General features: G+C 67.1%; 22 protein-coding genes, 3 pseudogenes and 1 riboswitch. Of the genes and pseudogenes, 15 read left to right on the forward strand and 10 right to left on the reverse strand.

Translation table 11 applies throughout. From position 1 onward, the window contains the following. Positions 1–66: 66 nt before the first annotated feature. Positions 67–164: riboswitch (TPP riboswitch) on the forward strand. Positions 165–247: 83 nt separating this feature from the next. Then, positions 248–2383, forward strand: coding sequence for a TonB-dependent siderophore receptor (locus G4G28_RS16280; RefSeq protein WP_182989055.1), 2136 nt, complete (start codon positions 248–250; stop codon positions 2381–2383). 38 nt (positions 2384–2421) lie between these two features. On the opposite strand, the gene G4G28_RS16285 is transcribed toward G4G28_RS16280, so the two are convergent. Both G4G28_RS16285 and pnuC read right to left on the reverse strand, forming a co-directional pair. Beyond that, positions 2422–2958 (reverse strand): AAA family ATPase, encoded by a 537-nt coding sequence (locus G4G28_RS16285; protein WP_182989056.1) that lies wholly within the window; start codon positions 2956–2958, stop codon positions 2422–2424. After that, the gene (gene pnuC / locus G4G28_RS16290; protein WP_182989057.1) at positions 2955–3548 is read right to left on the reverse strand and encodes a nicotinamide riboside transporter PnuC; all 594 of its coding nucleotides are present in this window, start codon (positions 3546–3548) and stop codon (positions 2955–2957) included. The genes G4G28_RS16285 and pnuC overlap by 4 nt, the downstream gene beginning before the upstream one ends. 217 nt (positions 3549–3765) lie before the next feature. Here pnuC and G4G28_RS26585 point away from each other — a divergent pair. The 8 genes and pseudogenes from G4G28_RS26585 to G4G28_RS16320 all read left to right on the forward strand — a co-directional run. Then, positions 3766–4068, forward strand: a pseudogene (locus tag G4G28_RS26585) (ABC transporter permease); the annotation flags it as partial. A 415-nt stretch (positions 4069–4483) separates the two neighbouring features. Then, on the forward strand, positions 4484–5011 hold the full coding sequence (locus G4G28_RS26590; protein WP_229507682.1) for an efflux RND transporter periplasmic adaptor subunit: 528 nt from the start codon (positions 4484–4486) through the stop codon (positions 5009–5011). Positions 5012–5034: 23 nt separating this feature from the next. Further along, positions 5035–5697 (forward strand): ABC transporter ATP-binding protein, encoded by a 663-nt coding sequence (locus tag G4G28_RS16300; RefSeq protein WP_182989058.1) that lies wholly within the window; start codon positions 5035–5037, stop codon positions 5695–5697. 9 nt (positions 5698–5706) lie between these two features. Then, a complete protein-coding gene (locus G4G28_RS16305; RefSeq protein WP_182989059.1) occupies positions 5707–6954 on the forward strand; it encodes an ABC transporter permease in 1248 nt (415 codons plus the stop codon). Further along, positions 6954–8150, forward strand: a complete 1197-nt coding sequence (locus tag G4G28_RS16310; protein WP_182989060.1) for an ABC transporter permease — start codon at positions 6954–6956, stop codon at positions 8148–8150. The genes G4G28_RS16305 and G4G28_RS16310 overlap by 1 nt, the downstream gene beginning before the upstream one ends. Positions 8151–8186: 36 nt before the next feature. Beyond that, the gene (locus tag G4G28_RS16315) at positions 8187–9452 is read left to right on the forward strand and encodes a sigma-54 dependent transcriptional regulator (protein ID WP_229507683.1); all 1266 of its coding nucleotides are present in this window, start codon (positions 8187–8189) and stop codon (positions 9450–9452) included. After that, complete coding sequence (locus G4G28_RS26595) at positions 9449–9625, forward strand: helix-turn-helix domain-containing protein (RefSeq protein ID WP_229507684.1); 177 nt, start codon at positions 9449–9451, stop codon at positions 9623–9625. Before G4G28_RS16315 ends, G4G28_RS26595 begins: the two co-directional genes overlap by 4 nt. Further along, positions 9622–10998, forward strand: a complete 1377-nt coding sequence (locus G4G28_RS16320) for a PAS domain-containing sensor histidine kinase (RefSeq protein ID WP_182991852.1) — start codon at positions 9622–9624, stop codon at positions 10996–10998. The genes G4G28_RS26595 and G4G28_RS16320 overlap by 4 nt, the downstream gene beginning before the upstream one ends. 65 nt (positions 10999–11063) lie before the next feature. On the opposite strand, the gene G4G28_RS16325 is transcribed toward G4G28_RS16320, so the two are convergent. Next, positions 11064–13211 carry a S46 family peptidase gene (locus G4G28_RS16325; protein WP_182991853.1) on the reverse strand — a complete coding sequence of 716 codons (2148 nt, stop codon included), beginning with the start codon at positions 13209–13211 and terminating at the stop codon, positions 11064–11066. Between the two features lie 160 nt (positions 13212–13371). Between G4G28_RS16325 and G4G28_RS16330 the strand changes: the two genes are divergently transcribed. Further along, positions 13372–14379, forward strand: a complete 1008-nt coding sequence (locus tag G4G28_RS16330) for a bile acid:sodium symporter family protein (protein ID WP_183107588.1) — start codon at positions 13372–13374, stop codon at positions 14377–14379. Here the strand turns inward: G4G28_RS16330 and G4G28_RS16335 are convergent. Continuing rightward, the gene (locus G4G28_RS16335; RefSeq protein ID WP_182989061.1) at positions 14282–15511 is read right to left on the reverse strand and encodes an acyltransferase family protein; all 1230 of its coding nucleotides are present in this window, start codon (positions 15509–15511) and stop codon (positions 14282–14284) included. The two genes, G4G28_RS16330 and G4G28_RS16335, sit on opposite strands and share 98 nt — an antisense overlap. Before the next feature lie 126 nt (positions 15512–15637). Between G4G28_RS16335 and G4G28_RS16340 the strand changes: the two genes are divergently transcribed. Together G4G28_RS16340 and G4G28_RS16345 are read left to right on the forward strand one after the other, a co-directional pair. Then, on the forward strand, positions 15638–16219 hold the full coding sequence (locus G4G28_RS16340; RefSeq protein ID WP_202033662.1) for a MerR family DNA-binding protein: 582 nt from the start codon (positions 15638–15640) through the stop codon (positions 16217–16219). Beyond that, the gene (locus G4G28_RS16345) at positions 16216–16563 is read left to right on the forward strand and encodes a YnfA family protein (RefSeq protein WP_183107589.1); all 348 of its coding nucleotides are present in this window, start codon (positions 16216–16218) and stop codon (positions 16561–16563) included. The genes G4G28_RS16340 and G4G28_RS16345 overlap by 4 nt, the downstream gene beginning before the upstream one ends. On the opposite strand, the gene G4G28_RS26600 is transcribed toward G4G28_RS16345, so the two are convergent. Together G4G28_RS26600 and G4G28_RS29375 are read right to left on the reverse strand one after the other, a co-directional pair. Next, positions 16564–16959, reverse strand: coding sequence for an alpha/beta fold hydrolase (locus G4G28_RS26600; RefSeq protein ID WP_229507685.1), 396 nt, complete (start codon positions 16957–16959; stop codon positions 16564–16566). A 16-nt stretch (positions 16960–16975) separates the two neighbouring features. Further along, positions 16976–17419, reverse strand: a pseudogene (locus tag G4G28_RS29375) (hypothetical protein); the annotation flags it as partial. A gap of 53 nt (positions 17420–17472) precedes the next feature. Here G4G28_RS29375 and G4G28_RS16355 point away from each other — a divergent pair. From G4G28_RS16355 to G4G28_RS16365, 3 genes are read left to right on the forward strand one after another with little or no spacing between them, the layout of a single operon-like run. Beyond that, complete coding sequence (locus G4G28_RS16355; protein WP_183107591.1) at positions 17473–17688, forward strand: hypothetical protein; 216 nt, start codon at positions 17473–17475, stop codon at positions 17686–17688. Between the two features lie 32 nt (positions 17689–17720). Next, positions 17721–18005 (forward strand): hypothetical protein, encoded by a 285-nt coding sequence (locus tag G4G28_RS16360; protein ID WP_183107592.1) that lies wholly within the window; start codon positions 17721–17723, stop codon positions 18003–18005. Continuing rightward, positions 18005–18241 (forward strand): helix-turn-helix transcriptional regulator, encoded by a 237-nt coding sequence (locus G4G28_RS16365; RefSeq protein WP_182989064.1) that lies wholly within the window; start codon positions 18005–18007, stop codon positions 18239–18241. Before G4G28_RS16360 ends, G4G28_RS16365 begins: the two co-directional genes overlap by 1 nt. Positions 18242–18268: 27 nt before the next feature. On the opposite strand, the gene G4G28_RS16370 is transcribed toward G4G28_RS16365, so the two are convergent. The 4 genes and pseudogenes from G4G28_RS16370 to G4G28_RS16385 all read right to left on the reverse strand — a co-directional run bounded on the left by G4G28_RS16370 (position 18269) and on the right by G4G28_RS16385 (position 26280). Then, positions 18269–18451, reverse strand: a complete 183-nt coding sequence (locus G4G28_RS16370; protein ID WP_182989065.1) for a hypothetical protein — start codon at positions 18449–18451, stop codon at positions 18269–18271. 53 nt (positions 18452–18504) lie between these two features. Further along, positions 18505–19904, reverse strand: a pseudogene (locus G4G28_RS16375) (efflux transporter outer membrane subunit). A gap of 8 nt (positions 19905–19912) precedes the next feature. Then, positions 19913–23185, reverse strand: coding sequence for an efflux RND transporter permease subunit (locus G4G28_RS16380; RefSeq protein ID WP_183107593.1), 3273 nt, complete (start codon positions 23183–23185; stop codon positions 19913–19915). Then, positions 23182–26280: a multidrug efflux RND transporter permease subunit gene (locus tag G4G28_RS16385; RefSeq protein ID WP_182989066.1), complete on the reverse strand. Its 3099-nt coding sequence runs from the start codon at positions 26278–26280 to the stop codon at positions 23182–23184. Before G4G28_RS16385 ends, G4G28_RS16380 begins: the two co-directional genes overlap by 4 nt. Between the last annotated feature and the right edge of the window lie 57 nt (positions 26281–26337).

Here is a 26337-nt window from a genome sequence, read left to right on the forward strand (position 1 = left end):
GGTCGAGCCGTCCACCCCACGCCCCTTGACAGAATTACCACGGCCGTCCCCGGCCGTGGTACACTCGCGCCTCGCTAGGGGTCCTGAAGCTTCGCTTCGGGTGAGAGATACCCTTCGTACCTGATCTGGATAATGCCAGCGAAGGAAAGCGCAACGCAGTTCCCCCTTGTTTGCCCTTCCCCCACGTTGGCTCCGGCTTTTTGAAGAAGCGGCGCGCCCATCGTGGCGCGCGAAAACGAGCAAACCCATGAAACCAGTTTTAAAGCACACCTTACTTGCCTGCGCCCTCGCCCAGGCTTTCACCATCGACGCGTCCGCACAGACCCAGGAGCCGGTCGCCTCGGTGCTTGTCACCGGCAATAAATGGACGGTCAGCGACCGTGCCGGCATCGGCGGCTTCGCCGACCTGCCGATCGTCGAGACCCCGGTCTCGGTCTCGGCAATCACCCGCGAACAGATGCAGAACCTCTCGATTCGCAGCGCTACCGATGCGCTGGCCTACGACGCCTCGGTGGGCGATGCCTACAACGCGGTCGGCTATGCCGAGCAGTTCTCGGTGCGTGGCTTCATGCTGAACAATAACTCGGGCTATCGCAAGGACGGCATCGTCATCCCCGCCGATACCCAGATCCCGCTCGAGAACAAGGAGCGCCTCGAGCTGCTCAAGGGCGTGGCCGGCATGCAGGCGGGCCTGGCCGCGCCGGGGGGCATCCTCAACTTCGTGACCAAGCGTCCGACCAACACGCCGCTCCGTTCCGTGACCTTCGAAGCGCGCGAGCGCGGCACGCTCTATGGCGCGCTGGACCTGGGCGGACGTTTCGACGACCGCCGCTTCGGCTACCGCGTCAACGCCGCCGCCGAGCGCCTGCGCTCCTACGTCGACGGTGCCGACGGCAAGCGCCAGTTCGTGTCAGGCGCCTTCGACTGGCAGATCACACCAGACGCGCTGCTGCAGCTCGACATGGACTTCCAGCACAAGGAACAGATCACCGCGCCCGGCTACCAGCTGATCCGCGGCGTGGCGCTGCCGGCGAACATCTCGGCCAAGACCCTGCTCAACGCCCAGCCCTGGACCAGACCGGTCGACACCGACAGCGCCAACTTCGGCCTGCGCTTCGACTATCGCATCAACAGCGACTGGCGAGCGACGGTCGCGGCCAACAAGCACTGGTTCAAGCGCGACGACTTCACCGCCTTCCCCTACGGCTGCAGCAACGAGGGCGAGGGCTTCTATCCGGGCTACTGCTCGAACGGCGATTATGACGTCTACGACTACCAGAGCGTCGGCGAACGCAAGACCCCGTTCGGCATCCAGGCGCAGCTGCAGGGACGCGTCGCCACCGGTGCGCTGCGCCACGTGCTGACGGTCGGCACCAGCTACAGCGAGCGCCATAACCGCTACGGCGACTACGTCTACGACTACGCCGGCTCGAGCAACATCTACCAGAACCAGGTCGTCGATCCGGCGCCGGGCAACCCGGCGACCGGCCCGGTCAGCGAACGCTTCACCGAGCGCGAACGTTCGCTCTTCGTCCAGGACATCCTCACGCTCACGCCCGAGCTGGCGCTGCACGCCGGCCTGCGCTACGTGAAGATCGACACCACCCAGTTGCCGGAACCGGAACTGGGCTGGGTCAATAGCCGCGGCGCGTACGTCCTGCCGAGCGTATCGCTGGTGTATGGCGTCACCCCATCCTGGAACGTGTACGCTACCTTCGCCCGCGGCCTGGACGCCGGCGGCGTCGCCGACATGGGTACCAACAACGAGAACACGGACCTGGGCCAGAACCGTTCGAAGCAGGTCGAACTCGGCACCAAGGGCAGCTTCGGCGACGTCGCCTTCACCGCCGCCCTGTTCCAGATCACCAAGGGCTTCGAGTTCGACGAGGATACCGGCTTGCCCAAGCCGACCTTCGTGCGCAAGGGCGAGCAGGTGCACCGCGGCTTCGAGCTGGCGGCCCAGCGCACGAACGGCGCCCTGACCTATGGCGCCACCCTGATGGCACTGCGCGCGCGCCAGGAAGACACCGGCTCGGCGCGCTACGACGGCAAGCGCGTCACCAACGTGCCGGAACTGAAGACGACGCTGTGGGCGGATTATGCGGTGGCGGCGGTGCCGGGCCTGAAGGTCAGCGGCCAGTGGCAGTACGCGGGCGAAAAGTCCTTCGATCCGGAAAACACCGTCAATGTGCCGGGTTACCACGTGTTCGGCCTGGGCGCGAGCTATGGCGTGAAGATGGGCGCGACGAGCGTTACGCTGCGTGCACGGGTGGACAACCTGACCGACAAGTTCTACTGGCGCGACGTCACCCAGGAACTGGGCGGCTACCTGCTGCCGGGCGCACCGCGCACCTTCCGCATGTCGGCGCAGTTCGACTTCTGAACATGTTCTGGAGCGCCTGAAACGTTTTTCAGGCGCTCCTAATCGATCCCCAGCACATGTAGTGCCCGTTCGACCTGCCGCACGCGCTGCGGCAGGTCCCCCTGCACCAGCACGAACGGGATCCTGCGCCCGGTCAACTCCGCCAGCAGCATCTCGTACACCATCTGGCGCACTTCTTCCGATTCGCGCATCAGGCCATCGGGCATCCAGGGCGTATCCGGTGCGGTGACCAGCGTCAGCGCGTACTCGTGGCGGCTCGCCAGCAGCGCCAGCTCCTCGTCCACCCGTTCCCAGTACACGCGGCTGTACAGGGCCGTCATCAGGGGCGTGGTGTCGCAGAACAGCACCCGTTTCGCCCCGGCTTCGGCAAGGGCGGCCGCCGCATCCTCGCGCGCGCGCTGGGTGCGGGCAATGCCGAACTGGTCGCCTTCGAAAGGCACGCGGCCATGCGTGTCGACGAATTCGCGCAGGTATTCCGGTACCCACGCGGTCGCATAGCGCGCCGCCAGCGCCGCACACAGGGTCGATTTGCCCGACGACTCGGCGCCCAGCACGGCAATGCGGCGCACCGTCATGGCTTCACCCCCGCGATATTGCTCCAGGCGCGCAGGCCGCGCGCGGCCAGCACCACGAAGACCGCATACAGCACCGCCGTCACGTGCAGGTCCTTGAAGATGTACAGGCCCACGTAGAGCACGTCGACCACCAGCCACACATGCCAGTTCTCGACCTTCTTACGCGCCAGCAGCAGCTGGCCGACCAGGCTGCCGGCGGTGAGGAAGCCGTCCGTATGCGGCACGTCGGTGTTGGTGAAGGTTTGCAGGAACCAGGACAGCGCCAGGTAAGCCAGCGCCCAGCCGCCCAGCATCCACGCCCAGCCCGTGCGGTCGAGCCGCGAGACCGCCAGGCGCGTGTCGCCCGCGCCGCGCAGCCACTGAACCCAGCCCCAGATCGAAGCCGCGATGAAGACCAGTTGCAGGCCGCTGTCGCCGTACAGGCGCGCGTCGAAGAAGACGACCGCATAAGTGCTTGATGCGGCGATCGAGAACAGCCAGGCCCAGTGGTTCTGGCGGATGTTGAGCAGGACGGTGGCGACCGCCAGCGCGAAGGAGATCAGTTCCAGTGGAGTCGTGCTGAAGCCGAAGATGGCGAGCGTGTCGAGCATGCGAGGGTGGCGATGGTGGCGGGGATGGTGGCGTTGCCGTGGCAGGTCAACAGTCGATTATGCGAGAGCGCGCCCGAATGCGCAAGCGTACTGTCCGGATCCGGACACCGCTGCCCGCTGGCGGGCAGCGCGGCATGCACATCGCCCTGTTCTCACCCGGGAAAAGGCGCTGGCACGGCGCTTGCAAGGAGAGGAGCACGACCTGCCAGATTTCGCCATGGACCAAGCAATCGACCCTGTTTTCCTGCGCCGCCGCCAGCGCATTCGCCTCCTCGCCGGCCTGTCCCTGTTCGCCGCCGTGGCCGGCGCCGGCTGGGGCCTGAACCGCGCCCTGCGCCCGAGTATCGACGCGGCCGACATCGTCGTCTCGACCGTGCGCCGCGCCGACATCGCCAATACCGTCAACGCCGCCGGCATCGTCATCCCGGTGCACGAGGAAGTCGTGGCCAGCCCGGTCGCCAGCCGCGTGGCCAGGGTGCATGCCAAGCCGGGGCAGCAGGTGGCGCCCGGGGACCTGCTGCTCGAGCTTGACGACCGCGACATCCGTCTCGCGCTCGACGCCCTGCAGGAGCAGCTGGCGCAGCAGGAAAACCGCATGAAGGCGCTGACCGTCGAACTCGAACAGAAGCAAAAAGGGCTGGTCAGCGCCATCGAGCTGCTCGAACTCGACCTGCTGTCGGCGCGCGCCCGCCACGAACGCAACCAGAAGCTGCGCCAGAGCGGCCTGGTCTCCGGCGAAGACCTGCTGGGCGCGGAACTGAACGTCAAGCGCATCGAGGTCCAGCTGCGCCAGCAGCGCGAGCAGATCGTCGACAGCCGCCGCGCCACGGCCAGCGGGATCGACGGTGTCCGCCTGCAGATGGACATCCTCAGGAAGCAGATCGCACAGCAGGAAAGCCTGCTGGCGCGGGCACGCGACGGCGCCGCGTGCCGGCATGCTCACTTCCCTGCTGCAGGAAGAAGGCGCCAGCGTGGCGGCCGGCCAGTTGCTGGCGCGCGTGTCGGAACTGAACAACTACCGGGTCGAAGCGACCCTGTCGGACTTCCATGCGCGCCTGCTCGCGGCCGGCCAGCTTGTCCGCGTCGAACAGAACGGCGAGCGCCTGGCCGGCCGCGTGCAGACCATCCTCCCCGAAATCCAGAACGGCACCGTCAAGCTGCTGGTCGAGCTGGCGCAGCCGCACAACCCGCTGCTGCGCAACAAGATGCGGGTCGACGTCAACATCGTCACCGCGCAAAAAACCGGCGCGCTGGTGCTCGACAGCGGCGCCGCCTTCAACGGCAGCGGGCGCCAGGCCGCATTTGCCGTACGCGACGGCGTCGCACGGAAAACCACGCTGGAACTGGGCGCCAGCGACGGCAAGCTGGTCGAGGTGGTGGCCGGTGCGCGTCCCGGCGAACGCTTCATCGTTTCCGACATCCGCGCCTTTGCGGAACGGGACAGCATCCGTATTGCGGACTAACTCAAAAAAATATAGGGGAAGACATGATCAAGCTCAGCAAAGTCAGCAAGACCTACCGCACCGACAAGGTGGAAACCCTTGCCCTGAAAGACATCGACCTGCACGTGCGCCAGGGCGAATTCGTCGCCATGATGGGCCCGAGCGGCTGCGGCAAGAGCACCCTGCTCAACCTCATCGGCCTGCTCGACCGTCCCGGCCAGGGCGCCATCGAAGTCGGCGGCGTGCCGATCACGCGCTACAAGGACAAGCAGGTTGCCCAGCTGCGCAACAGCACCTTCGGCTTCATCTTCCAGAGCTTCCACCTCATTTCCGACCTGCGCGTGATCGACAACGTCGAGCTGCCGCTGCTGTACCGGAAGATGGCGGGAAGCGAACGGCGCCGGCTGGCGCGCGAGGCGCTCGAAAAGGTGGGCCTGGGCGCGCGCATGGACCACTACCCGAACCAGCTGTCGGGCGGCCAGCAGCAGCGCGTGGCGATCGCCCGTGCCATCGTCGGCCGGCCGCAGGTACTGCTGGCCGACGAGCCGACCGGTAACCTCGACAGCAAGATGGGGGAGGAAGTGATGGACATCCTCCTCAAGCTCAACGCCGAAGGCACGACCGTGGTGATGGTGACCCACGACGAACGCGAGGCGCGCCGCACCAACCGCATCGTGCGCGTCTTCGACGGCCAGCTGGTGGCATAAGGAGAGGCCATGATCCGCAACTACCTCCTCACCGCGTGGAAGGTCTTCATGCGCCGCAAGCTCTTCACGCTGATCAACCTGCTGTGCATCGTCATCACGCTGCTGGTACTGATGGTGATCGCCTCGCTGCTGGAAACGGCCTTCCGTCCCTCCGGCGTCGAGGGCAGGAGCGAGCGCTTCCTGCAGGTCTACGCGATCCGCATGGAGAGCGCGGACCACACCAGCCGCAGCAACAGCCCCCTCGGCTACAAGCTGATCGACAAGTACGTGAAACCGATGCCGGGTGTCGAGCGGGTCGCCGCACTGACCATGCCGGCCGCGGTGTCGGTGTACCAGGGCGGCAGCGTCAGCGAGCTGCAGATGCGCCGCGTCGATGCCGACTACTGGAAGATCCTCGATTTCCGCCTGTTGGCCGGACGTCTCCTCACCCCCGCCGACGATGCCGCCGGGCGCATGGTCGTGGTGCTCAACGCCACCAGCGCGCGGCGCCTGTTCCCGGGCCAGCCGCAGGCCGCCATCGGCCAGCGCATCGACGCCGGCGGGCAGCTGTTCGAGGTCGTCGGCGTGGTCGAGGATGCGATGCACCTGAACGCCTACGCCGACATCTGGGCGCCGATCTCCACCTTCGCGTCGAGCGAGTACCGCAACCAGCTGACCGGAATGTTCACCGCACTGGTGCTGGCCCATCGCACCGGGGACCTGCCGCGCATCCGCGAGCAGGTGGCGGCGATCGCCAAAGGCGTGGTGGCGGACGACCCGAAACAGTGGCCAACGATCTTCTTCTGGGCCGACAGCAAGCTCGATCTGTTCGCGCGCATCCTTCTCGGTAACGACGACAAGCCCGATCCTGGTTCGGGCAAGCTGATCGCCATGGTCGCCGGCGCGATGCTGGTCTTCATGCTGCTGCCGGCCCTGAACCTGGTCAACCTGAACACTGGCCGCATCCTCGAGCGGCGCGCCGAGATCGGCGTGCGCAAGGCCTTTGGTGCCACCAGCGGCCAGCTTGCCGTGCAGCTGATCGTCGAGAACGTGCTGCTGTCGCTGGCCGGCGGCCTGCTGGCGCTTGCCGCCACTGCCGCGGTGCTGTCCTGGATCGAGGGTGCCGGCCTGATTCCCTACCTGAAGGTCGACCTGAATCTCGCCGTGTTCGGCTGGGGCATGCTGATCGCCACCGTATTCGGCCTGCTCTCGGGCGTGCTGCCCGCACTCAAAATGTCGCGCCTCGATCCCGTCCATGCCCTGAAGGGAGCCAACTGATGTTCCGCCACCTGTTGAAACTGACCTGGAAACGCAAGTCCAGGAACCTGATGCTGAGCCTGGAGATCCTGCTCGCCTTCGCCATCGTCTTCGCCGTCGCCGCCTGCGCTGTGCGCTATGCCCAGCTCTACGCCATGCCGCTCGGCTTCGACGGCACCGACGTCTGGTCGGTCAACATCCAGGCCGGCGACGACGGCCAGAAGCGCTTCGACGACAGCACCTACGACAGCCTGCGGCGCGGCCTGGCCGAGCTGCCGGAAGTGCGCGCCGTTGCCTTCATGAGCTTCGAGCCCTACTCGCGCTCCACCATGACGAGCGACCTGCGGCGTGCGAACGGCAAGTCGGTCGATACCGACCTGCTGGAAGCGGACGACACCCTCCCCGCCACACTCGGCCTGCACGTGGTCGAGGGCCGCTGGTTTTCGGCGCTGGATAACGGCAGCGCCGACCGCCCGGCCGTGATCAACCGCCGCATGGCCGATGCCATGTTCGCGGGCGAACGGGCAGTTGGCCAGCGCTTTTCCGACGGCGAAAGCGCCAAGGATTCCATCAGCTACCGCGTGGTCGGCGTGGTCGATGCCTACCGTCCCAAGGGCGAGCTGTCGGCGCCGGTCAACCTGGCCTTCCTCCGGCTCGCGCCCGGCAAGAATGGACGCGACGCGCGCACCATCCTGCTGAAGGTGAAGCCGGGGACGGAGCGCAGTTTCGAGGCCAGCCTGAACCGCCGCCTGAAGCTGATCCGCAACGACTGGTCCTTCCAGATCTCGCCGCTCTCCTCCAGCCGCGCCGGCATGCTCAAGTCGCAGACCACGCCCCTGGTCGTGGTGGCCGTGATCGCCGCCTTCATGCTGCTGATGGTCGCCTTTGGCCTGTTCGGCGCGCTGTGGCAGAACACCACCCAGCGCATCCCGGAGATCGGCCTGCGCCGCGCAGTCGGCGCCAGCGCCGCCAGCATCTACCGCCAGATCGTCGCCGAACAGTTCCTGCTCAGTTCAATTGCCATTGCCGCCGGCCTGGCCCTGCTGGTGCAGCTGCCCGTCACCGGCGTGTTGGGGGAGAGCCTGAACTGGACCGTCTTCACGACGGCGGCACTGCTGTCGATGGCCCTGATCTATCTGATATCCTTGCTGTGCGCCGTGTACCCGGGCTGGCGCGCCAGCCGCCTGAGCCCGACCGAAGCGCTGCATTACGAGTAGCACCCGTACGACTAGCCGAAGAAAGAATCACCAAAGATGCACCTAACCCGCCCCCCGCGCATCCTCGTCGTCGACGACGACGGCGCGGTCCAGGTGTCGCTGGCCCTGCTGCTCAAGCAATCCGGATACGAGCCGCTGCGCGCCGCCAGCGCACCCGAGGCGCTGGCCCTGCTGGCACGCGCCCGGGACGAACGCCATCCGGTCGACCTGGTCCTGCAGGACATGAACTTTTCGCTGCAGACCAGCGGCGAGGAAGGCCTGGCCCTGCTGGCGCAGGTGCGCGAACGCCACCCCGGCCTGCCAGTGCTCTTGATGACGGCCTGGGGTTCGATCGGGCTGGCGGTGGCCGGCATCAAGGCCGGCGCCGCCAACTTCTTTACCAAGCCACGGGACAATGCGCAGCTGGCCGAACTGGTGCGCGCCACGCTGGAGCTGAACAGTTCCATCGGCGACGCCGCCGGCCGCCAGCCGCGGCGCGACCTCGACGCCGGGTTCGACTTCGGCGGCATCGTCGGCGAACACCCGAAACTGCTGCGCGTGCTGGCCACGATCGGCCAGGTTGCGCGCACGCGCGCACCGGTGCTGATCCTCGGCGAAAGCGGCACCGGCAAGGAACTGGTGGCCGACGCCATCCACCGCAACAGCCCGCGCGCGGCGCAGCCCATCGTCAAGATCAACATGGGCGCGATCACGCCGACGCTGTTCGAAAGCGAGATGTTCGGCCATGTGCGCGGCGCCTTCACCGATGCGCGTAGCGACCGCAAGGGCCATGTCGCCAGTGCCGAAGGCGGCACCCTCTTCCTCGACGAGATCGGCGAGCTCGGTCGCGGCGACCAGGTCAAGCTGCTGCGCGTGCTGCAGGACGGGCGCTACCAGCCGGTCGGTGCCAGCCGCAGCGAACAGGCCGACGTGCGCGTGGTGTCGGCGACCAACCGCGAACTGGCCGAACTGGTCGCGACGGGCGAGTTCCGCGAAGACCTGTTCTATCGGCTGAACCTGATCACGATCCGCCTGCCGCCGCTACGCGAGCGTCGTAGCGACATCCCGCTACTGGCACGCCACATCGTCGCCACGGTCGCCAGCGGCTATGGGCTGGGCGAGATCACGCTCACCAGCGGCGCCCTCGAGTGGCTGTCGTCCCAGCCCTGGCCCGGCAATATCCGCCAGCTCAAGCAGACGCTCGAGCGCACGATGCTCCTGGTCCGGCAAGGCGCAGCTGACCCAGGCCGACCTGGCTGCCGCCGGCGGTTTCGACGATGCCGCCGCGCCGTCCAGCCTGCGCCCTGGGCCTGGACGGCATGACGCTGGAACAGGTCGAGCGCCGCATGATCGAACAGGCGCTCGAGCAGCACGGCGGGAACATCTCGCGCGTGGCCAAGACCCTGGGGCTGTCGCGTACCGCCCTGTATCGCCGGCTCGAACGGCACGGCCTGTGCGAACCCGGCGCCGGCGACAGCCAGGAGACCGGCCTGTGACGCTGCGGCTGCGGCTGGGCGGCTACCTGCTCGGCCTGCACGTGCTGCTGTTCGTGCTGGCGGCCGTGCTGCTGCTCGATCGTCCGCTCCTGTTTGTCGGCGCCGAACTGGCGCTGCTGGCGAGCCTGGCGGCCGGCCTGGCGCTGCTGCGCCGCGCGCTCGAGCCGCTCGGCTACACGCGGCGCTTCCACGACCTGCTGCAGGACCAGAACTATGCCAACCGCCTGGCCGCACCGGACTCGCCGGAACTGGCGGAACTGGTCGGCATGTTCAACGCGCTGCTGGCCACGCTGCACCGCGAGCGCCTGGCCGCCGGCGAGCAGCAGGGCTTCCTCGACCGCCTGCTGGAGGCCACGCCGAGCGCCGTGCTGGTCTTCGATTTCGACGGCGCGGTCACCCTCCTCAATGCCAGCGCCCATGCCTTGCTCGGCGTCGACGCGGCGCATGGGCGGGCGCTGGCGGCATGGCTCGACGGCACGGCGCCGCTGGCGCCAGGGCTGGACGCGCGCGGGCGCGAACGCAGTCTCGACCTGATCGCCCAGCTCGACGCCCTGCCCCAGGGCGAAAGCCGCCTGCTGACCGATACCGAAGGCCGCCGCTACCGCGCCCAGCGCGGCCAGTTCTACGACCGCGGCTTCGCACGCCACTTCCTGATGGTCGAGGAACTGACCGCCGAACTGGAAGACTCGGAACGCGCCACCTATGCCAAGCTGGTGCGGGTACTGGCGCACGAGGTCAACAATACCGTGGCGGCCACGCGCTCGGTGCTCGATTCGCTGCTGTTCTACCGCGGCCAGCTCACCGCGCCCGATGCTGCCGACTTTTCCACCGCGATCGACGCCGTCAAGCGGCGCAACGTCAGCCTCGGCGAATTCATCGACCGCTTCACGCGCGTGGTGAAGATGCCGGCGCCGGAGCTGCGCCCGGTGAACATCAGGGACATGGTCGACGACATCCTGTGGCTGAACCGCGAACAATGCGCCAGCCGCGGCATCGGCATCGGCTGGCGCCGTTGCGACGCGGTCGCGCCCCGGCCGATGGACGCCCAGCTGATGGAACAGGCCCTGCTCAATATCGTCAAGAACGCCATCGAGGCGGTGCTGGCGCGCCAGGCTGCGGGCAGCGAAGGCGGGCATGTGGAATTCGCCCTGGACGCGTGCGACGGCGGCGCCCTGCTGTCGGTCAGCGACTCGGCCGACCTGCTGGGCGAACAGTCGCCGCGCCAGCTGTTCACGCCCTTTTTCAGTACCAAGCCCGGCGGCCAGGGCATTGGATTGATGTTCGTGCGCGAGGTGCTGACGCGACACGGGTTTCCGTATGCGCTCGGTTCGACCGGCGCCGGCGAGACGAGGTTCGAGATTCGGTTTCCGTAAGGGCGGCGCAATAAAAAACCGCGGCGGGATCGCTCCGGCCGCGGTTCCGAGACCATCGATCCCCCTTATTTCTTCGGGTACTTGATCGTCATTTCCTTGAGCAGGTTGTCGGCATGGTCGACTTCCTTCATCACCCACAGCATGTAGCGGATGTCGACGTGGATCGCGCGCGTGATCGCCGTGTCGAAGTACCAGTCCTTGGTGATCGACTCGTAGGTCGAATCGAAGTTCAAGCCCACCAGTTCGCCGCGCTTGTTCATCACGGCCGAACCCGAGTTGCCGCCTGTGGTGTCGGCGCTGGACAGGAAATTCACCGGCACGGTGTTCAGCACCGGATCCTTGAACACGCCGTAGCGCCTGGCTTTCACCGCATTAAGCAGCGCCGCCGGCACCAGGAACGGATCCTTGTCGGTCGCCTTCTCGACGATGCCCTCGACGGTCGTGAACGGACCCTTCACCAGCCCGTCGCGCGGCGAGTACGGCGACACGGTCCCGTAGGTCACGCGCAGCGTCGAATTCGCGTCCGGGTAGACCGGCTTGCCCTGCGATTTTTTATACGCGATGACGGCCGCCATGTACTGCGGGATGGTGCGGTCGAGGTTGCCGTCGACTTCCTTGCGGCGCTCCTCCAGGCCATTGGCCACGTCGTTCAGGCGCACGGCAAGCGCGATGAAGGGATCGTTCGACTTGCGGAAGGCGTCGGCGCTTTGCTCCATCCAGGCCAGGCGCCTGGCGGTGTCGGCCAGTTCGGTCTTCTGGTAGAAGGCGTCGAGCTGGCTGGCGTTCGGCAGCAGCGCGTCAAGACCCTGCGGATGCAACTTGGCGTCCACTTTCGCGTAGCGGCCCAGGGCGGCGGCCCAGCGCGCACGGTCCACGCTCGGCACGAAGGACTGTTCGAGGCGGGTCAGGCGCGCCTTGATGAACGACAGGTCGCGGTCCTGGTAGCCGCTTTCGCGCTGGGCGTCCGGCTTGGCGCGCTCCTGGGCCAGGCGGTACAGGATGCGTGCGCTCTTCAACAAGTCGCTGTGGGTGGCTTCCGCATAGGCGCCCTCTTCGCGCGAGAGTGCCATGTCGAGCCCGATGACGGCATCCAGGTCGGTCAGCAGCTTCGGTCCGCTGCCGGTGATCTTGCCACTGCGGGCATACCAGCTGCGGAACTCGGCATCCTGCACGTCCTTGATGGCGGCGATGTCCTTGCGCGCGAAGCCGTCGAGCAGGCCCTGGGTCTTCTTGAGCACGTTGTTCAGGCTTTTCGCCACGCTGGCATAGCGCACGTCCCAGGCCGCATTGCCGCGCGTAGCTTCCGCGATCACGGCGAGATCCGCGGTGATGGTGGCGACCTTGCCGGGGAAGTCGACGTCGCGCGCGAAGCGGATTTCAGACGGCAGCTTGTAGCGGCTGGTGCGGCCCGGGTAGCCGGCCAGCAGGATCGGATCGCCGTTTTTCAAGCCTTCGGCGGAGAGAACGAGGAAGTCCTTCGATTTGTAGGGCACGTTGTTCGGCGACGGGTCGGCCGGGCGGCCGTCCGGGCCGACATAGGCGCGGAGAAAAGAATAGTCGCCGGTCTGGCGCGGCCACTCGTAGTTGTCGATGTCGCCGCCGAAGTTGCCGATCTTGTCCGACGGCGCATACACCAGGCGCACGTCGCGGATCATCAGCTGCTTGATGCGGTAGTACTCCAGGCCGCGGTGGAAGGCCGGCACAGAGCAGCGGTAGGCCTTGTCGCTCTCGCATTCGGCGATGAGCGCCTTGATGCGCGCGGAGATCGCCTCGTTGCGCTCGCGGCCGGACATGTTCTCGCCCAGGCCCTTGAGCACGCGATCGGTGACGTTCTCGACCTTTTCCGTCACGTACACGAGCGTGTTCGGGCCGCCCGGCAGTTCCTCGGCGCGGGTCCTGGCCAGGAAACCGTCGACGATGTAGTTCTTCTCGGGCGTCGAATTGCGCTGGATGGCGTTGTAGCCGCAATGGTGGTTGGTGACCACCAGGCCGTCCGGCGACACGAAGGATGCCGAGCAGCCGCCCAGCGAGACGATCGCGCTCATCGGATGCTTCGACAGGTCGGCCAGCTTCTCGGCCGGCATCGTGATACCGATGCGTTTCAGTTCGGATTTCAGCTGCGGCAGCTGGTGCGGTTGCCACTGGCCTTCGTCGGCGGCGGCATTGGCGGCGGCGCCCAACAGAACGGCGGGCAGGACGATGTACTTGAACAAGGCGGGACCCCGGATGAGTGAAAACAAAGCGCGAGTATAGCCCGGTTGCCACAGCCGCAAAACGGTTTTTTGGCCCGAGGGCAGACGTCAATACAGGGCTTTCTCCGCAAGCGCTAGAATGGCCGTTTTGCCCGCAAGGCCTGCTCTTCGAAAGACCGTCATGGCATCCGTCTCCACCCTCATGCGCCAGATTGCGCACCGATTCGCCATCGAACCCTACACAGTGGCGCTGCTCGGCATGGTCGTGCTGGCGAGCTTCCTGCCGGCGTCCGGCCGGGTGGCCGCCGTTCTCGGCGACCTCACCACGCTGGCGATTGGCCTGCTGTTCTTCCTGCACGGCGCCAAGCTCTCGCGCGAGGCGGTGGTCGCCGGCCTGCTGCACTGGCGCCTGCACCTGCTGGTGCTGGCCTCGACCTTCGTGATGTTCCCGCTGATGGGCATCGCCTTGAAACCGGTGGCACTGACCCTGCTCACGCCCGACCTCTACCTGGGCATCCTGTTCCTGTGCGTGCTGCCCTCCACCGTGCAGTCCTCGATCGCCTTTACCGCGATGGCGCGCGGGAACGTGGCGGCGGCCGTCTGCAGCGCGTCGGCCTCGAACTTCCTCGGGATTTTCCTCACGCCGCTGCTGGCCGGTGCGTTGATCGTCCGTGGCGGCGGCGGCGCCGGCTTCGGCTGGTCGGCGGTAGCGGCGATCGTCGAACAGCTGCTGCTGCCTTTCCTCGCCGGCCAGCTGCTGCGTCCCTGGATCGGCGCCTTCGTCGACCGCCACAAGCCGGCGCTGCGCTATGTCGACCAGGGCTCGATCCTGCTGGTGGTGTACACGGCGTTTTCGGAATCCGTCGGCCAGGGGCTGTGGCAGCAGATCTCCGGCACGACGCTGGCCGCGCTCATCGTCCTGTCCTGCGTCATGCTGGCCATCGCACTGGCCCTGGCAACCTGGACCAGCCGGCGCCTGGGCTTTTCGCAGGAAGACGAGATCACGATCGTGTTCTGTGGCTCGAAAAAGAGCCTGGCTACCGGCGTGCCGATGGCGAAAGTCCTGTTCGCACCCGGCGCGCTGGGGATGATCATCCTGCCGGTGATGCTGTTCCACCAGATCCAGCTGATGGTGTGTGCGGTGCTGGCGCAGCGCTGGGCGAGGCGCCAGGCAGGCGCCTACCGTTGAGCAGCACGCCGACAAAGGTACGGCGCACGAACAGCTGGTAGCTCAGCAGGCATGCGGCGGTCGTTGCGGCCACATTGATCAGCATCTTGACGAGGGGTCCCGCCGGCAGGCTGTAGACCAGGATGCCGAAGCCGATCGTTCCCAGCATGTGTACCAGGAAGACCCAGTAAGAACTCTCGGATACATAGCGCAAGACCCGGTTCTGGCGTGGCAGGTAACGCAGGAACAGCCCGATCAGGGCAAGGCTCCAGAGCCAGCTGGCCAGGTTGTAGAGGAAGGCGATCCACACTTCGATATGGGGCACCGCGCCGGGCCTGGTCACGAAGGTCTTGAACAGGCCGAGCACGACGACGAACACGGCCAGGCCCACGATCGCATGGATCGGCCAGGTCTTCACGAAACGCGGGAACAGGCTGTCCTGGTGGCGGTAGGCGAGCAGGCCGAACACGAAGAACAGGCCGTTGTGCACGGTCTCGGGCAGTTGCGGCATGAAGGAGCCGCTCGAGGCCAGCATGCCGGCGCGATAGAAGGAACCCACGACCGCCAGCGGGATGGCCAGGAGCAGCAGGCCCCACCAGTTGCGCGCCAGCGCCAGGTAGACCGTGTCGACCGCCTGGCGCAGCGCCGGCGAGGCGCGCTCCCACAGCGGTGCCAGCGCCGCCGTCAGCACGCAGAACCAGGTCAGGTAATACAGGAACCACATGTGCATGGTGTTGAAGGGGCTGGCACCGGCGCCTTTCCGCGCCAGCAGCGAGACGTCGATGCCGATCGTTCCGCGTGCCATCACGTGCACGTACACCAGCATCAGCAGCGTCGTGCAGACGATGAGGATGGGCCAGAAGACGACGAAGGGCAGCAGGAGCCGGCGCAGCCGCTGGCGCAGCATGCCCGCATACCCGCGCCGCGCGACCAGTAGCGCGACAAAGAATCCGGCAAGGATGAAAAACACCGGCATGCGGAAGGCGTGGATGAACAGCAGGACCAGGTCGGCCAGCGGCGTGGTCCGGGAATCGCGCCACGGCAGCGGCGACGGACCGGTCGTATGGTTGATGGCGACATGCAGCAGGATGCCGAGCCACATCATCACGGCGCGCAGGTTGTCGAATGCGTGAAGTCGGTCGGCCCCGTTCATGTGTCCCTTTCAAGGTCCCCGTCGCTTGCGGCGAACGGTCGTTTAGCGTGCGCTAATTCTACTTGGAAATGTTTTCTCTTTAGACAATTTTCCGATACATATGCCTGCATGATAGACGAAGTGTTTATGATGGGAAGATGGGAGCGCCAGGCGCTCGAGGTGCACGCTTTTTCGGGGGAAGAGATGACGCAACCACGATTGACCATCGCCGCCATGGCTGCAAGCACGGCCTGCAGCGTGCCGACGATCCGCTATTTCGAGCAGATCGGCCTGTTGCCGCGTCCGCAGCGCGGCGCCAACGGCCACCGCTATTACCGCCCTGCCGACCTGCGGCGCCTGGGTTTCATCAAGCGCTGCCGCGACTTCGGTTTCCCGATCGAACAGGTGCGCGCGATGGCCGCATTGTTCGAGGACGGCGGGCGGCCCTGCGCCGAAGTGCGCAGCCTCGCCCAGTCGCAGCTGGACGAGGTCCGCCACAAGATCGGCGAGATGCGCCGGTTGGAGAGCAGCCTGGCCGCTTTCGTGAACCGCTGCGACGCGAGCTGCAGCGGCGCGCCTGCAAGCGATTGTTTCACCGTCGAGGACATGGCGCTGGCAGGCACCTGCCGCGCGGACTGTGCCTCCGCACTGGCTGCCGCGGCGGCCAGCCTTCCACCTGCCGATGGCGCCGCGGGAGTCGACGGCGCCGGCGCAACAGGGCATGCATGACCCTTGACCTGCCGACGCTGGCGCGCGGCTTCGGCCTGTTCTTCGCGACAGCCGTCGCCGAGCTGGTCGGCTGCTACCTGCCGCTGCTCTGGCTGACCGGTAAAGCGGCGCCCTGGGTGCTGGTTCCGGCCGCCGCCAGCCTTGTGCTCTTCGTCTGGCTGCTCACCCTCCACCCCACCGCCAGCGGCCGCGTGTATGCGACGTATGGCGCCGTCTACATTGCCACCGCGCTGGCCTGGCTCTGGCTGGTCGACGGCCTCACCCCGCGCTGGAGCGATGTTGCCGGGGTGGCGCTGGCCCTGTGTGGCGCCGCCGTCATCGCGGCCGGGGATATGCGCGCCTGATCAGCCGGCCGCGGCACGCACGAAATCGCAGTAGGCCGCCCCCGCGCCGGGGGCATGCAGGGCGCCGTTATGGCCGGCGTCCTCCAGCAGCAGCCAGCGCTTGTCGCTGCGCGGTACGGCATCGAACACGGCCTTGCCCATGCGCGGCGGCGTCGTGCGGTCCTTTCCTGCCGCGATGACGAGCGTCGGTGCCGCAAAGCGTGCCGCGGCCGCGAGGTTGTCGGCCTGGCGCAGCGGCGCGGCCATCTCGATGCTGACGAAGGGCCGGGCATACCACGGCAGCTGCGACTCGACCAGGCCGGTCGCGTTCGTCGCCGTGGTCTCGAGTACCGCCGCCAGTACCGGCCGCGCCTGGGGCCACGTTCGCGGCCATGAAGCCGCCCAGCGACTGGCCATGCACGATGACGCGGCCCGGATAGCGGGCGTTGAGCGCGTCGAAGATGGCGAGGGCGTCCAGCCCCATGTTCTCGACGGTCGGCTGGCCGGGAGTGCGGCCATAGCCGCGGTAGTCGAACATGGCGACATTCGTGCCGCACGCAGCCAGCACCGGCAGCAAGGCGTCCAGGTGCTGGTCGAGGTGGAACATGTTGCCGCCAAAGTAGACGAGCGTACTGCGTGCGCCCGGCTGCTCGAACAGGACCCCATTCAGTGCGACGCCATCCGCTGCCCGCACCGACAGGTCTTTCACCCCTTCGACGGCCATCCGTTCATCCGGCGCCCGGCCGGGCGCATCGGGCCGGATGAACTGGCGTTCCGTCACCCGCACCTGCATGCAGCCCGTCAGTAATGCCCCCGCCAACAAGCCTGCCGCCATGAATCCGATTCGCATCCCGCCTCCTGTTATACTGATTGTCATTAAATAATAAATTAATGTTAAACGATAATAAGTTAATGAATAACAATAAGTCAATGACAAGATACGTCCGCGTCGTGCGCGCGCTGGCGGGCTTGCTGGCCCTGCTGCAGCTGGCCTATTTCATGCTGTCCTGGATGTTCCCGGAACCGCTGCATGCCGGGCCCATCGCGATGCAGTTCTTTCCGCGCGGGCTGGCGCCGGGCGCGGTGGCCGGCCTGGCTCCCCGTTGCGCTGGGCCGGGCTCGCCTGTGCGCTGCCGGTCCTGCTGACGTTCGCTTATGCGCTCTGGCGCCTGGACCGCATGCTGCGCGCCTGCGCCGCCGGGAGCATGTTCGCGCTGCGCACGGTGGGCGACATGAAGGCCTTCGTCGCCGGTATTCTCACGGCCCTGCTCCTGACCGGCATCGAACCGGCGCTGCGCGTGCTGGTATGGCGCCATGGTTTCGGCGCGGCGGCCCGGCCCCTGAATCTCGGCGTGTCGTCGGAAGAGCTCCTGCTGCTGCTCGTCTGCGCCCTGTTCTTCGTGGTCGCGGCGATGATGCACGAGGCGCGCCGCATCGCCGAAGACAACGAGGGCTTCGTCTGATGGCGATCGTGCTGCACCTGGACGTGATGCTGGCCCAGCGCAAGGTGAAATCGAAGGAACTGGCCGCCTATGTGGGCATCACGGAACAGAACCTGAGCCTGCTGAAATCGGGGAAGGTGAAGGGCATCCGCTTCTCGACGCTGGAGAAGATCTGCGAGCGGCTGGCCTGCCAGCCGGGCGACATCATTCGCCATGTGCCGGGCGAGCCCGGCGAGGGCGAGGGGCCCGAGATGTAAGGCGCCGGCGTGGCCCATGCACGCGGATCAGGCTGCGGGCCGCTTGTCGTTCGCAGACGGCGTGTCTGGCATGCCGGCCTTCCCGGCTCCCGCAGGCGTATCGACCACCAGCACCGCATGCGAGGTCTCGCGCGTGGCCTTCTGCTGCACCACCTGCACGGCCACGGCGCGGCCATCGATGACTGGCCTGGGATGGCGGAAGAAGAACATGGCGGGCCCTGTCGTATGGATGAGCACTCGATATGGGCCCGATCCGCCCGCTTTCAAGGATGCGCCGGCGCCTGCCAGCCTCCGCCGAGCGCCTGGATCAGCGCCACCGCCACCGTCTGCCGGTCGGACTGCACCTGCAGCAGCGCGCGGCGTGCGTTCAAGGCCGTCACCTGCGCCTGCACCACTTCCGTATAGCCCACCTGGCCGGCGCGGTAGCGGTTCATCACCTGCTGCTCGACCAGGTCGGCCGCCTGCGATGCCTGGCGCCGCAATTCCTGCTGCTGCGCCAGCACGCGCGTCGCGGTCAGCTGGTCCTCGACATCGGCAAAGGCGTTCAGCACCGTCTGGCGGTAGCGGGCGACCGCCGCCGCATGGCGCGCCTCGGCCGCGGCCACGCCCGCGCGCGTCGCGCCGGCATTGAAGATCGACTGCGCCGCCGACAGGCCGAAGGACCAGGCGGCGTTCGACACCGAGAACAGGTCGGCCACGCGGCTGGCCGCCGTGCCGCCGGATGCGGACAGGCCGATGTTCGGAAAATACGCCGCGCGCGCGATGCCGATCTCCGCGTTCGCGGCGGCGACATCGCGCTCGGCCGCGGCGATATCCGGACGGCGCTGCAGCAGCGTGGCCGGTACGCCCACCGGCACATCGGGTACCGTCACCTGCCATTCGGGCAGCGGCGCCAGCGCGAACGCGCCCGGCGCGCGCCCGAGCAGGATCGCGATCGCATGCTCGAACTGGGCACGCTGGCGCACCAGGGTCAGTTCGTCGCCGCGGGCGCTGGCCAGCTGGGTTTCGGCTTGCAGCACGTCGGTGCGGGCATTGATGCCGACCTTGAAGCGGTTCTGGGTGATCTGCAGTTCGCGCTCGTAGCCGGCGATCGTGCGCTTAAGTAAGGCATGCTGGGCGTCGAGCGCGCGCAGGCTGAAGTAGTTGGCGGCGACTTCGCCCCGGGCCGACAGCCGCGCGTTCGCCAGGTCGGCGGCGCTCGCCGCGGCGCCGGCCTGGGCGCTCGTCACGCCGGCGCGCAGGCGCCCCAGACGTCCGGCTCCCAGCTGCCGCCCAGGTTCAGGCGGTAGCTGCTGCCGGCACTTTCCCCGCGCACGCCGGAGCGGTTGCCGGAGAGGGTGGCATCCAGGGTCGGGAACAGGGTCGCGCGCGCTTGCGCCACCTGGGCGCGCGCCTGCGCATAATTGGCGGCGGCCAGCGCCACGTTCTGGTTCGAGACCTCGACCCCGGCCGCGAGACTGTCCAGCACCGGGTCCCTGAACAGCTGCCACCGGGGCCCGCGCTCGAGCGCGTCCGCCGGTGCCGCCGGCACCCAGCCATCGAGCGCCTTGAAGCTGGCCGGTGCCGGCGTTTCCGGAACGCGGTAGGCCGGGCCCACGGCGCAGCCGGCAAGGCTCAGGGCCAGTGCCAGCAGGGTCAGTCGAAACGGCGTGGTTCTCTGCATACGGTGTCTCATCGTGAAATGGAGGGGACGGCTTCGTCGATCGGATGGCGTGCCAGTTCGCGCTCGCCCGGCGTCTTGCGGCGCAGCTTGTCGAGCAGGACATAGACCACCGGCGTGGTCAGCAGGGTCAGCAACTGGCTGGCGATCAGGCCGCCGATGATGGCAATGCCCAGCGGCTGGCGCAGCTCGGAGCCTTCGCCGAAGCCGATCGCCAGCGGCAGCGCGCCCAGCGCCGCGGCCAGGGTCGTCATCAGGATCGGGCGGAAGCGCAGCAGGCAGGCTTCGCGCACGGCGGCCAGGGCCGGCACGTCCTTCGAGCGTTCCAGTTCGAGCGCGAAGTCGATGATCAGGATGGCGTTCTTCTTGACGATGCCGATCAGGAGGAACACGCCGATCAGCGCGATGATCGAAAACTCCATGTTGAACATCAGGAGGGCCAGCACCGCGCCCACGCCGGCCGAGGGCAAGGTGGACAGCACGGTGATCGGGTGGATCAGGCTTTCGTACAGGATGCCCAGCACGATGTAGATCACGACGATGGCCGCAGCGATCAACAGCGGCTGCTGCTGGTTCGATTCCTGCGCCGCGCGTGCCGTGCCCTCGAAGCTGCCGCGCACGTTGGCCGGCATGGCGATATCGGCTTCGGCCTGGCGTACCGCCGCCTGGCCATCCTCCAGGTTGAAGCCTTCGGCGAGGTTGAACGACACCGTGGTCGCCAGTTCGCCATCCTGGTGGTTCACCGAGGTCGGGGTGGAGCTTTCGGCGAAGCTGGCGATGGCGGACAGGGGCACCATGCTGGCGGCGCTGCCGGACAGGGCGGCGCCGCTGGACGCATCGCGCGTGCCACTGAGCGTGGACGCGGGCGCCGGGGTGCTGCCGCTCGCCGCCGCGTTGGATGCACCGGCGCTGGCCGACGCCGTGGCGGCATTGGCGCTGCCGCCGCTGCCGCGCGCCGGCACATACACATCCTTGAGCGCTTCCGGCGACTGCGCATACTTCTGCGCCACGCCCATGATCACGTGGTACTGGTTCAGCTCATCGTAGATGTTGGCCACCTGGCGCTGGCCAAAGTTGTTGTAGAGCGCATTGTCGACGTCGCGCGTGCTGATGCCCAGGCGGGCGGCCGTCTGCTTGTCGATCGAGACATACATCTCGACCCCGTTCTCGGCCTGGTCGGTATCGACGTCGACCAGCGCGTTCTGGCGTTTCATGGCGTCGGCCAGCTTGCCGGCCCATTCCTTCAGGTCTTCGCTGTTGTCGCTTTTCAGGGTGTACTGGTAGGTGGAATTGCTGGAGCGCCCGCCCATGCGCAGGTCCTGCACCGGATTCAGGAACAGCGACACGCCCGTCACGCGCGCGAGTTTCGGGCGCAGGCGCGCAATCACGGCCTGGCCCTTGTCAAGGCGCTCGGAGGCGGGCTTGAGGTTGATGAACATGAAGCCGCCCCCTGCCCTGCCGCCACCGGTGAAACCGACCACGGTGTCGACGGCCGGGTCGCGCTTGATGATGTTCACCAGCTGGCGCATTTTTGCCTGCATGGCCTGGAAGGAGATACTCTGGTCGGCGCGGATGCCGCCGCTGATCTGGCCCGTGTCCTGCTGCGGGAAGAAGCCTTTCGGCGCGCTTGAAAACAGGTACACGTTCAGGCCGATGACGAACACCAGGATCACCATCACCAGGCCCATGCTGCCCAGCGCCCAGTCGAGCGCGCGCTCGTACACGCGCAGCAGGCGGTTGAAGCCGCCCTCGGCCCAGCGTGCCAGGCGGCCCGGCGGACGCTCGATGGTGTGGCCTTTCTTGAGCAGCCAGGCGCACATCATCGGCGTGGTCGTCAGCGAAATGACCAGCGAAATCATGACCGCGCTTGATAAGGTGACGGCGAACTCGCGGAACAGGCGCCCGACCTGGCCGCCCATGAACAGGAGCGGGATGAAGACGGCCACCAGCGACAGGCTGATCGACAGCACGGTAAAACCCACTTCGCGCGCGCCCAGCAAGGCGGCTGCCATGCGGTCCATCCCCGCCTCGATGTGGCGCGCCGTGTTCTCCAGCACCACGATGGCATCGTCGACGACGAAACCGGTGGCCACCGTCAGCGCCATCAGCGACAGGTTGTTCAGACTGAAGCCCAGCATGTACATGACGCCGAAGGTGCCGAGCAGCGAGACGATGGTTGCCACCGCCGGGATGATGGTGGCGCGCACGCTGCGCAGGAAGACGCTCACCACCAGCACCACCAGCAAAATCGAGAGCATCAGCGTGAATTCGATCTCGTGCAGCGAGGAGCGGATCGAGTTTGTGCGATCGGACGCCACCTGCAGGGTGACGTCGCCTGGCAGTTGCGCCTGCAGGACTGGCAGCAGCGCGCGCACGCCGTCGACCGTTTCGATGACGTTCGCCGCCGGCTGGCGCGTGATCAGCACGATCACGGCCGGCTCGCCGTTGAACAGGCCCAGGGTGTTGATGTTTTCCGGGCCGTCGATGACCTCTGCGATGTCCTGCAGGCGGATGGCCGCGCCATCGCGCCAGGCGACCACCAGGCCGCGGTAGTCGGCGGCGGTCCTGCCGTTCGTCGCGGTGTCGGCCTGCGAATAGATCTGCAGGCGGCGGCCGTCGCCTTCGATGGCGCCTTTCGGGCGGTTCGGATTACTGGCCTGGATGGCCGCGCGCACGTCCTCGGCCGAGACGCCGTAGCGGTTCAGCGCATAGGGATTCAATTCGACGCGCACCGCCGGCAGCGAGCCGCCCCCGATCTCCACTTCGCCCACGCCCGGCACCTGGGCCAGGCGTTGCTGCACGATGTTCGACACGGCTTCATAGATCTGGCCCGGGCTGCGCGTCTTCGAGGTGAGCGCCAGGATGATGACGGGCGCATCCGACGGGTTGACCTTGCGGTAGGTGGGGTTGCTGCGCAAGGTTGCCGGCAGGTCGGCACGGGCCGCGTTGATGGCGGCCTGCACTTCGCGCGCCGCGGAGTCGATCTTGCGGTTCAGGTCGAACTGCAGGCTGACGCGGGTGGAGCCATTTCCCGAGTTCGAGGTCATTTCGTTGACACCCGCGATCACCCCCAGCCGGCGTTCGAGCGGCGTCGCCACGCTGCTGGACATGGTTTCCGGGCTCGCACCGGGGAGCGACGCCGACACCGAAATCGTCGGAAAATCGACCTGCGGCAGCGGCGAGACCGGCAGCACGAAGAAGGCGGCGATGCCTGCCAGCGCCAGTCCGAGCGTCAGCAGGACGGTCGCGATCGGGCGCTGGACAAAAGGCTTCGACAAATTCATGCGCCGACCTCATGCGGTTTGCTCGGCGCACGTCCGGACCAGCGCCGCGACACCCGGTCGAAGGCCAGGTAGATCACCGGCGTCGTGAACAGCGTGAGCAGCTGGCTGACGATCAGGCCGCCGAAGATGGCCAGGCCCAGCGGCCGGCGCAGTTCGGCGCCCTCGCCCCAGCCGAACATCAGCGGCACGGCGGCGAACAGGGCCGCCAGCGTCGTCATCAGGATCGGCCGGAAGCGCAGCAGCGCCGCCTGGCGGATCGCCTCGAGCGGGCTCTTGCCCCCGTCGCGCTCGGCCTCGATGGCGAAGTCGATCATCATGATCGCGTTCTTCTTGACGATGCCGATCAGGAGGATGATGCCGATGATGCCGATCACGCCCAGGCCCTGGCCCGTGATCCACAGGGCCAGCAGCGCGCCGACGCCGGCCGAGGGCAAGGTCGACAGGATCGTCAGCGGGTGGATGTAGCTCTCGTAGAGCACGCCCAGCACGATGTAGACGCACACCACTGCCGCCAGGATCAGCCAGAGCTGGTTCGACAGCGAGTTTTCGTAGGCACCGGAAGCGCCGAGGAAGTTCAGCGTCACCGAGGCGGGCAGCTTGATGTCGCTTGCCGCCTCGCGAATGGCGTCGACGGCCTGGCCAAGCGACGTGCCGGGCGCGGTGTCGAAGCCGATGGTGGTGGCCGGGTACTGGGCCACGTGGGTCACCTGCAGCGGCGCTTCTTCCTCGCGGATGGTGGCCACGGCGGACAAAGGGGTCGGCTCGCCGGAACTCGTGCGCAGTTGCAGGCGGCCGAGTGCCGCCAGGGACATGGCCTCGTCCTGTTGCGCTTCCAGGATCACGCGGTACTGGTTGGTTTCGGTGAAGATGGTCGAGACGATGCGCTGGCCGAACGCGCTGTAGAGGGCGTCATCGATGGAGGACGCCGTGATACCAAGACGGGAAGCGGTGTCGCGGTCGATGTGCACCACGGCGGCCATGCCCTTCGCGCCGGCGTCGGTGGTGACGTTGCGCAGGCGCTTCTGCTGGCCCATCTGCGCGACCAGTTTGTTTGCCCAGTCGATGACCATGGCATTGTCGGCGCCTTCCAGCGACACCCGGTACTGGGTAGGCCCCGTTTCGGCATCGATGGTCAGGTCCTGGGTGGGCTGCAGGTAGAGCGTGACGCCCGCCACGTTCGCAACGCGCTTCCGCAGCCGGTCCATGATCTCATCCAGATCCCCGTCGCGATCGCGCTTGAGGTTGATCAGCATGGTGCCCGTGTGGAGCATCGTGTTGTTGGCGGCATCGACTCCGACATTGGATGCCAGCGACTCCACTTCTGGATCCTCGAGTATGGCTTTGGCCGCCGCCTGCTGCATCTCGGCCATGCGCGCATATGAAATCGCCTGGCGCGCTTCCACCCGCGCCTGCAGCTGGCCCGTGTCCTGGGTCGGGAACAGGCCTTTCGGGATCACCACCCACAGCAAGGCGGTGAGCCCCAGCGTGGCAAGTGCGACGATCAGGGTCAGGCCCTGGCGCGCCAATACCCACTCGAGGCCACGGTCGTACTTGTGGATCACGCGCTCAAAAAAGGCCTGGGTCTTGCGCGCCCACTTGCCCGGTTTTTCTTCCTCATGGCTGCGCAGCCAGCGCGCCGACATCATCGGGACCAGCGTCAGCGACACCAGGCCCGAAATCAGGATGGTAATGGCCAGCGTCACGGCGAACTCGCGGAACAGGCGGCCAACCACGTCGCCCATGAACAGCAGCGGAATGAGCACGGCAATGAGCGACACCGTCAGCGAGATGATGGTGAAACCGATCTGCGCCGCGCCCTTGATGGCGGCCGCCATTGGCTTTTCGCCCTCTTCGATATAGCGCGCGATGTTCTCGATCATGACGATGGCGTCGTCGACGACGAAGCCGGTGGCGATCGTCAGCGCCATCAGCGACAGGTTGTTCAGGCTGTAGCCGAGCAGGTACATCACGCCAAAGGTACCGACCAGCGAGATCGGCACGGCCAGGCTGGCGATCACCGTGGCGCGCACGCTGTGGAGGAAGGCGAAGATCACCAGCACGACCAGCACCACGGCCAGCAGCAGCTCGATCTGCACGTGTTCGACCGAGGCGCGGATGCCCGTGGTGCGGTCGGACAGCACGTCCAGGCGCAGGGCGCTTGGCAGGCCGGCCTGCAGTTCCGGCAGGCGCTCCTTGATGGCGTCGACGGTGGCGATCACGTTCGCGCCGGGCTGTCGCTGCACGTTCAGGATGATCGCGGGTTTCAGGTTGGCCCAGGCGCCCAGGCGCACGTTCTCGGCCGAGTCGACCACGCGCGCCACGTTTTCCAGGCGCACCGGCGCGCCGTTGCGGTAAGCGACGATCAGGTTCTTGTAATCGTCGACGGTGACCAGCTGGTCGTTGGCGTTGATCGCATAGGCGCGCGTCGGGCCGTCGAAGCTGCCCTTGGCACTGTTGGCATTCGCCGCCGTGATCGCACTGCGCAGCGTGTCGAGCCCCAGGCCGTGCGAGGCCAGTGCCTCGGTATCGGCCTGGATGCGCACCGCGGGGCGCTGTCCGCCCGAGAGCGAGACCAGGCCCACGCCCGAGACCTGGCTGATCTTCAGGGCCAGGCGCGTGTTGACCAGGTTCTGGATTTCCGTGAGCGGCAACGTATCCGAGGTAATCGCCAGCGTCAGCACGGGGGCGTCGGCCGGATTCACCTTGGCGTAGACGGGCGGCGCCGGCAGGTCGGCCGGCAGCAGCGAGCCGCCGGCATTGATCGCGGCCTGCACTTCCTGTTCCGCCACGTCCAGCGTCTGGCCGAGGCCGAACTGCAGCGTCACCACCGACACGCCCGCCGCGCTGGTCGAACTCATGCGCGTCAGGCCCGACATCTGGCCGAACTGGCGTTCGAGCGGGGCGGTGACGGTGCGCGACATGACCTCGGGACTGGCGCCGGGATACAGGGTCTGCACCTGGATGGTCGGGAAGTCGACCTGGGGCAGTGCCGACAGGGGCAGGAACTTGTAGCCGACCAGGCCGGCCAGCACGATGGCCAGCATCAGGAGCGCTGTGGCGACCGGGCGGCGGATGAAGGGGCCGGAGGGGCTCATGGGTGCACCATTGACCCGTAGGGTGGGCACTCGTGCCCACGCGGATTGAACGGATGA

The sequence above is a fragment of the Massilia sp. Dwa41.01b genome, assembly GCF_014171775.1.
GTDB lineage: Bacteria > Pseudomonadota > Gammaproteobacteria > Burkholderiales > Burkholderiaceae_D > Telluria.